Origin of the sequence: uncultured Bacteroides sp., assembly GCF_949298305.1 — a bacterium.
Lineage (GTDB): Bacteria > Bacteroidota > Bacteroidia > Bacteroidales > Bacteroidaceae > Bacteroides.
This window is the reverse complement of sequence record NZ_CASFWU010000130.1, coordinates 1-7668: the sequence shown is the minus strand read 5'-3', so window position 1 is coordinate 7668 and position 7668 is coordinate 1. Positions and strand designations below refer to the sequence as shown.

8 protein-coding genes and 1 pseudogene are annotated in these 7668 nt (G+C 50.4%); all 9 read left to right on the top strand.

Going from position 1 to position 7668, the window contains the following annotated elements; translation table 11 throughout:
* Positions 1 to 1024 (top strand): annotated as a pseudogene (locus tag Q1Y74_RS13200) (hypothetical protein); the annotation flags it as partial.
* A gap of 25 nt (positions 1025 to 1049) precedes the next feature.
* On the top strand, positions 1050 to 2210 hold the full coding sequence (locus Q1Y74_RS13195) for a hypothetical protein (protein ID WP_300814761.1): 1161 nt from the start codon (positions 1050 to 1052) through the stop codon (positions 2208 to 2210).
* A 59-nt stretch (positions 2211 to 2269) separates the two neighbouring features.
* Positions 2270 to 4003, top strand: coding sequence for a C1 family peptidase (locus tag Q1Y74_RS13190; protein WP_300814760.1), 1734 nt, complete (start codon positions 2270 to 2272; stop codon positions 4001 to 4003).
* Positions 4000 to 4737 (top strand): hypothetical protein, encoded by a 738-nt coding sequence (locus Q1Y74_RS13185; RefSeq protein WP_300814759.1) that lies wholly within the window; start codon positions 4000 to 4002, stop codon positions 4735 to 4737. The genes Q1Y74_RS13190 and Q1Y74_RS13185 overlap by 4 nt, the downstream gene beginning before the upstream one ends.
* A gap of 23 nt (positions 4738 to 4760) precedes the next feature.
* Positions 4761 to 5306 carry a hypothetical protein gene (locus tag Q1Y74_RS13180; protein WP_300814758.1) on the top strand — a complete coding sequence of 182 codons (546 nt, stop codon included), beginning with the start codon at positions 4761 to 4763 and terminating at the stop codon, positions 5304 to 5306.
* A 55-nt stretch (positions 5307 to 5361) separates the two neighbouring features.
* The gene (locus Q1Y74_RS13175; protein WP_277120928.1) at positions 5362 to 5889 is read left to right on the top strand and encodes a hypothetical protein; all 528 of its coding nucleotides are present in this window, start codon (positions 5362 to 5364) and stop codon (positions 5887 to 5889) included.
* Between the two features lie 34 nt (positions 5890 to 5923).
* Complete coding sequence (locus Q1Y74_RS13170) at positions 5924 to 6190, top strand: hypothetical protein (protein ID WP_300814757.1); 267 nt, start codon at positions 5924 to 5926, stop codon at positions 6188 to 6190.
* Entirely contained in the window at positions 6153 to 6776 is a 624-nt protein-coding gene (locus Q1Y74_RS13165; RefSeq protein ID WP_300814756.1) for an ATP-binding cassette domain-containing protein, read from the top strand. Before Q1Y74_RS13170 ends, Q1Y74_RS13165 begins: the two co-directional genes overlap by 38 nt.
* Before the next feature lie 24 nt (positions 6777 to 6800).
* Positions 6801 to 7583 (top strand): ABC transporter permease, encoded by a 783-nt coding sequence (locus Q1Y74_RS13160; protein ID WP_300814755.1) that lies wholly within the window; start codon positions 6801 to 6803, stop codon positions 7581 to 7583.
* Positions 7584 to 7668: the final 85 nt, after the last annotated feature.

Here is a 7668-nt window from a genome sequence, read left to right as displayed (position 1 = left end):
CCATGCACGCTTGGGCGACTTCTACCTCAACGACGGCTCCCTGCTGCGTGGCGACAGCGAGCTGAGCGCGGAACTGGCGGATGCCTGCATCGGCATCGTCTTCTACGCCGGAAGGCATGAGACCGACCAGTCCGACTATACCCGACCGCTCACCGCAGGCGGCCCCGTGCTGGGCAGCACCGTCCACGGCTATGTCGTATCGCTGACGCATGTACCGACCCGACTTCATAATTTCTATAAACCGGAAGATGAGCCCTGCATTAATGAATGGGCGACCTACACCCGGTGGTGTAACGCATTAATACAAAGCGAGGCATTGATTATGGAAGCAGACAATAACACGCGAATAGAGCATACGAAAGCGTATATGGGTACCATCTATAATAGCTATGATGATTTCAACGGCTATTACAACTGCATGGCTATGCTGGAATATATACCCGCTACAAACCATACTTGTTGTGAATACCCAGCCTTGATGCTTGCCATCAACTATGGTAAAAAAAGCCTTGGATGGAAAAAGACATATTACGGCATAAGGGAAAGTTCAGCTTATGGTACATCGAGGGGGGTAAAAAACCTTTTAGTTGGTATGGATGTCGGAGACGTTTGCGACTGGCAACTTTCGCTCGCTGCTCCTCAGAATAGCAGCGGATGGTTCCTGCCATCATACGGACAAATACGTTACGCCGAATGCGCCTATTGGAGTGATGGTTACGAATACTATGAATCGTACGGTATTTGGGAATTTATGGATGGACAATTCGAGAAAGTCAAGAACGCGACCACGCGAGATGATTTGAAAGAATATATACGTGCAGTTTATAGATATTCTCCTCGGGAAAGTAGGGATGACCCAAATCATCCTGGTTGGATTGACTCGAATATATGGAGGCGTCGAGGTATTGCCACCTCGACTGAAGAAGAGGAATATAAGGCCGGTAGATATTATCAAATGAAATATAAAGCATGTGGAGGGAATGCTGCTGAGGGCCCTTATGTACGTCCTGTTCTGGCTTTCTGATTCTTGATATCCCAAATTACGGAACATGTATCCCATACTATTGTTGACTGCCTGTCTCACCGCCGGGTGCGGAGGGGCAGGAGGAAGCGAAAGCGCTGCCGAGGGGACGACCCCGGCAGGGACGGACGAGCGCAAGCCCACCGCTACCGTGTACAATGAAACAAGGAAGGTCAGCCTGTACGATCCCTACATGCAGAATGCCCAAGTGCTTACCATCGACTGTCTGCCCGGCTGGCAGTTGGTGGGCAAGGTGGACTTGGAGGACTTCCAGCAGGCCAACGGCTCTCCCAACGCCCAAATCAAAGGGAGTGACGGAGCCAGACAGCTGGGCTTCTACATGGAGATGGTCCGTTCCTACTACGACGAGAACGACGGTGTGGCTACCGGACAACGCCACCCCCTGCTGCGCAGCATGAAGCGGCCATATACCACCGCCGAAGACTACCTGCAATACGTGGTAAGGACGCAGTTTCCCCATGCACGCTCCATCGAACTGAAGGATGTGCAGACTTACGACAAGCTGCCGGACGCGATGAGACAATACGCTGACAAATACGGCCAAATACTCCTGCGGAATTTCCAACAGGGTCTGGCCAACTCGGTGATGGGCAGTAGCTTTACCCAGATACGCGGTGCCAAAGCAGATGCGGCGGCCATCGGCTGTGTCATCAAGCTGGAGGATGGCAAGGAGGTGTACCACGTGGCGACGGCCTGCTTCTTCATCCTCGACGTGAGGATGCCTTACGGCACAATGCGCACCATCGACCGCCGTCTATGGAACGTACTTGAACTGACCACCTTCACGGCTGCCGACGAAAAGAGCCTGGACGTGGCCGGCACCGAAGCCTCGCGCATGAAAGGGTCAATTCAGCTCAATCAGCAGCAGGCCGCCCGCATCAGCGAGCAGCTCCGGCAGAATGCCGCCGAAATCAGCGACATACAGATGTCCATGTACGAGAGCACCAGTGCCATGCAGGACCGCGTGACGCAACTGCACAGCGAGGCCATACGGGGCGTGAACCCTTACGTGAGCAGCGACGGTACGGTGGTGGACATCCCCATCGGCAGCGGCACGCAGGTATGGAGTACTTCGGACGCGGGTACTATCCTCTCGTCGGACAGCTACTTCTTCAATCCCAACATCGGGTCGACCATCGAGTACCAGCAGATGCAATTGCTGCGGTGATGCCGTGAAACCCGAGGGGCAGACAGAAACAAATTGTTAACCTTTAATACTACATGATTATGAAGAACGTTATTTGGACATTGAGTAAGAATACAGCGGTTCTGCTGCTGTTGATGATGAGCGCTGCCATCGTGTCGTGTAGCGATGACAATCCCGCAACAGACCAACCGGGACCGGACGGGGAACCCCCGATAGAAATATCCGAATACTCCATGGGTTATAATGCGGACTCCGAAAAGATGGACGAGATGCCCCGGCAGATTTCCTTTGGTTTCACCAGTTCGCAGGAAGGTGCGGAACTGCCTTCCAGTGTTGACCTGCGTGACCATCTTCCGCCCATCGGCGACCAAGGGCAGTACGGAACCTGTGTCACCTGGGCCATCGGCTACGCGATGCACACTTACCTGCACGGTGTGAGGCGTGGCCTGACTAAAGAACAGCTGGCCAGCCCGGCCAACCAATTCAGCCCCGCCGACCTCTGGATGTCCATGGGCAGTGACTCCAAGGGGACTGGTTGTGACGGTTCCAGTTTCGAGCCGGCTCTTGACGTGCTGCAGCGGCGTGGCATTACCACCCTGCAAAATGCACCTTACAGCAGCATCCGGTGCGATGAAGCTCCGCCGCAGTCGTGGACCAACGATGCAGCCAACTACAAGATTCTGAACTACCGCACCATTTATGATACGGACCTCACCGTGGAGAACCTGAAATCGCATCTGGCGCAGAAGCAGGTGGTCGCTTTCGGAGCAAGGCTGGGAGACAATTTCATGAGCTGGACGGGCGACGGCGTGATAAGCAGTGATACTTATCTGCAACCGGGTATGCAGCATGCCTACCATGCCATGGCATTGGTTGGCTATGACGACAACAAAGGTCCCAACGGCGCCTTTCTTGTATTCAATTCATGGAGCACCCAATGGGGAAACGAAGGTTGCATTTGGGTGGACTACGACTTCTTCATCAAGAGTTTTGTATACGGAGCCTTCGTGGCAACGGTGGACAACAACGTCGAGCCGAACGATGACAATGAAATCAACCCGGATGACCTGACCTCGGGCAGTGACCTGGCTTCCTACCATGCTTTTGACATGCCGCTGCAGAATGGGGGGTATGGCGTGAACCGACAAGTGTACTTCAATATCTATAATACGGGGACGGCCAACATCACTTCCACTTCGCGGTGGAGTGTTGTCTACATGTATTATAATGCTTTCAACGCCAATGATTACGGCATTCTGGCCCATCTCTATTTCACGGACGAGATTCCTGCAGGACAGATTGTGGACAACTCGCAATACTATATCGAGTATGTCGTCAATAAGGATGTGCCCTCCGGACGGAACATCGCAGCCGCAGTGTTCGACCAGCCCGATTACGAGTATCTTTACATGAACTACTACCTACCGCCCATCAGCGGATACTATTATATGGTAGTCATGGCGGATCCTTTCAACTGCGTTCAGGAGAGCAACGAACAGAACAACTTCTTCTTCATCACCAATGAATTTGGTTATCCGTACTATTTCCAAGGTGGTTACCCGATGGGCAGTCCGGGTACACGCAGCGAGGGACAGCGGCTCGAAATGGTTGGGAAACGTATGCTGGAAGCAGGTGAGCTACCCACACACACGCCTGTTAACAAAGATAACAGAAATGCCTATACCCCCGATGAAATCCAGAACATGCTGTTGAAACGTAAGCAGTCTGGCGAGCTGGAAAAGCGGATACGTGAATTCGACAAGAAACAGTTTGAATCCGAAATAGGAGGACGAACATACAATAGTAGAAAATGAAAGTATTGATAGCTTGCTTGTTATGTATGCTTGGCAGGTGCTCTTCCCAAGAGCCCTCCCTGAAAGGCCGTGAAATTCAGGCTTCTGACGTCATAGAGCACATCGGACGGGGAGAGCACCTCTATTTGGACAGTTGCATCGTGTGGGGAGACCTTGATTTCACCAAACTCCCCAACCGGAACCGGATTTCCTCCAACCTGACACAGGTGTTTGTGGAGTCTTCCGTGACCTTTCACGACTGTCTGTTCGTCGGTGAAGTCCGGGCATTCGATTCCGAGGCGGGTATCTGTGTGGAGTTTGCGCACAATCTCAGCTTCACACATTGCGATTTCCGGAAGGAAGCAGACTTTACAGAAGTGATTGTGGAAGGGCACGTGTTCTTTACTGGCAGCATTTTTCACAAGCGGGTCAGTTGGCAAGGAAGCAGCTTCCGTCATAAGAAAGTGTATTTCAACGAAGTGACATTTGAGGATGAAGCCCTGTTTCAAGAAGCCATATTTGCGGGCGGAGGCAATTTCTTGCATACGGTATTCCATTCGTCTGCCATGTTCCAGAAAATAAGAGCGGGAGGATTACTCTTCTTCGGACACACACAGTTCAAAGGATATGCGGATTTCACGTATGCCACTGCTCCCGAATCTCAGTTCCTCTATGCAGAATTCGGGAAACGGTATGATTTCGGACATTCACAGTTGTATCCCATGGGATTACCGGAAGGTATAGCTATAAAGTAAGGAAAATATAAAAACAATAAACCATGAATGATTTTTTATTAAGATTGAAAGAACACGGAGCGATGGCCATGACGTTGTTGCTGCTGTGTGTGGCGGCCGTTTCCTGCGGCGAAGACGATGACATAATGATAAATGCCAATATGCTGAACGTAAACGGAACCGAGATGGAGATAGGTGAAGCCACGTTTGTAGACTATGGAGCAATGGGTTCAGGCATCAACTGCGATGTTCTCATCTGCTCAGAAGGTATGTCCTACAATGTCTACAACTCTCAGGTTACCGGTCGTGGCGTATTCGTCTATTTTGAGTTTATCACTTCGGAGAGTATGGATTTGGCCTCCGGAACCTATAGCTTCAGTGCTTCTGAACAAAAGTCGGGGGTATTCACCGGTAACTCTTACTATGCCGATACCCGTTCCAACGGCATCAAGGCGGTAGTGAAAGGTGGTCGGGTAAAGGTGTTGAGCAGTGGCGACAGCTATTCGCTTCAGTTTGAATGCGAGTATGAGAACGGTATCAAAATAGCGGGACATTACCAAGGTATCCCCAACTATTACCAAGCACAATGAAGGTTGGAATGTTAAGAAGAATAAATTTTGTTTAACACTTAAATAATGAATTATTATGAAACGAATGATTATGTGGGCCATCGGCCTGTTGGTTATGGTGTCGGCTGCGAACGCACAGCTGCGCAAAGGTGATTTACTGGTAGGTGGAAGCATCGGTTTGGGACTGGATATGGTTGATACGGGAGTGGATATCTGGGGAAACGGCGGGACGGACGTGAATGTGAACTTCGCTTTGTCGCCTGGAATGCAGTATATGCTCACCGACAATTGGTACATTGGAGGTTCGTTGCTTCTGGCAGTGGCTCCCGGCGGATCAAGCACATTTATGATTGGACCTGGGGGTGGCTATTACGTACCGTTCAACAAGAATATCGGCATGATGAATACCGTAGGTATGGGGTTCGGAGCAGCTAACAAGAAGTTCGCCTTCCTCTTCCAATATTCTCCAGAACTTGTTATTTCTCTCTCCAAGAAAATGTATCTCACGGCTTCGTTGGCCTCGATGGGGTATAATTCGGGGAGTAAATCGTTCTCCATTAACTTGCTCAATGGAGGAACTTTGGGATTCTACTATGTGTTCTGACCGGGCGGGAGACAACTCTCCCTGAACAAGTACCATGGGCTGCAAGGATGGAACCGTTGACGGCGGTTTCTCCTTGCAGCTCTTTTTTGTTCATGCCCAGTACGGTATCGGTACGACTTTAGGAGGACTGGCGGTTGATGCGCAGCCCATTATTGCCGTACTTGCGGAAGAAGTGAGGGTCGCCGCATGGGTTTCGCATGAAAGGGAAGAGCGGAAATCTGGAAAATTTGTATCTTTGCGAGAATTAAAGACGAGTTTGCAACATGCTACAGATAAAGAATGCCAGTATAGCTTATGGTGACCGGGTGATTTTTTCGGGCTTCAACTTGGACTTGGAGCGGGGAGAGATTGCAGGCATTTCGGGGCCTTCGGGTTGTGGGAAGTCTTCGTTGCTGAATGCGGTGCTGGGCTTTGTCCCTTTGAAGGAGGGCAGCATCACGGTAAACGGCATGTCGCTGGAGAAAAGCACCGTGGACGCTATCCGCAAATGCACAGCCTGGATTCCCCAGGAACTGGCCTTGCCGCTGGAGTGGGTGAAGGAGGTTGTGAGGTTGCCGTTCGGGCTGAAGGCCAACCGCTCCACGCCTTTCTCGGAGGGACGTCTGCTGGCTTGTTTTGAAGAGCTGGGGCTGGAGCGCGGTTTGTATGGCAAAAGGGTGAACGAAATCTCCGGCGGACAACGGCAACGAATCATGATAGCCGTGGCCGCCATGATGGACAAGCCACTGATGGTGGTAGACGAACCGACCTCTGCACTCGATGCTGAGGCCACGGGTAGAGTAGTTGCCTTCCTACGGCGACAGGCTGAAAAAGGAAGTGCCATCCTGGCGGTTTCGCATGACGAGACGTTTACTGCTGGATGCCAGAAACGGATTATGATGAAATAGGAATTGAAAAAAAAGATTGCTTAAGTGGAGACCATAGATATTACATATTCCAGTCTGTGTATTGGGCTGTTGCTGCTCTTGATCCCTTTGTTTTATATTTGGAAGTTCAAGACTGGGTTGTTGCGTGCCACTATTGTGGGGACGGCGCGGATGATTATACAGCTGTTTTTGATAGGTGTGTACTTGAAGTACCTGTTTCTGTGGGACAATCCTTGGATTAACTTTTTATGGGGCATCATTATGGTCTTTGTCGCTTCTCAGACAGCCCTTGCCCGTACAGGACTGAAGCGTAAAGTGTTACTGATGCCTGTTTCAATAGGATTCCTGTGTAGTGTGGTGTGTGTAGGAATGTACTTTATTTGCATTGTGCTACGCCCAGAGAATGTGTTCAGTGCCCGCTATTTCATCCCGATATTTGGTATACTGATGGGAAATATGTTGTCCAGTAACGTGATAGCTCTTAATACTTATTACAGTGGACTGAAGCGTGAGGAACAGCTGTATCGGTATCTGCTGGGTAACGGAGCCACGCGAGCTGAGGCCCGGGCACCATTTATCCGCGAAGCCATTATCAAGTCATTCAGTCCTCTGATAGCAAACATCGCTGTGATGGGGCTTGTCGCTTTCCCTGGTACAATGAGTGGGCAGATATTGGGTGGAAGTAGTCCCAATGTGGCTATTAAATATCAGATGATGATTATGGTCATTACTTTCACTGCCTCCATGCTTTCGCTGATGATTACCGTGTCGCTGGCTTCACGCAGGTCGTTTAATGCCTACGGGCAGTTACTTCGGGATATTCAGTAAATGTCCCTACAAAGTAAGATGGCATATAAAGTCGATAGAGTATAATCACTTTATATGCCATTATTATTGTCCTTTTTCCGTGTTT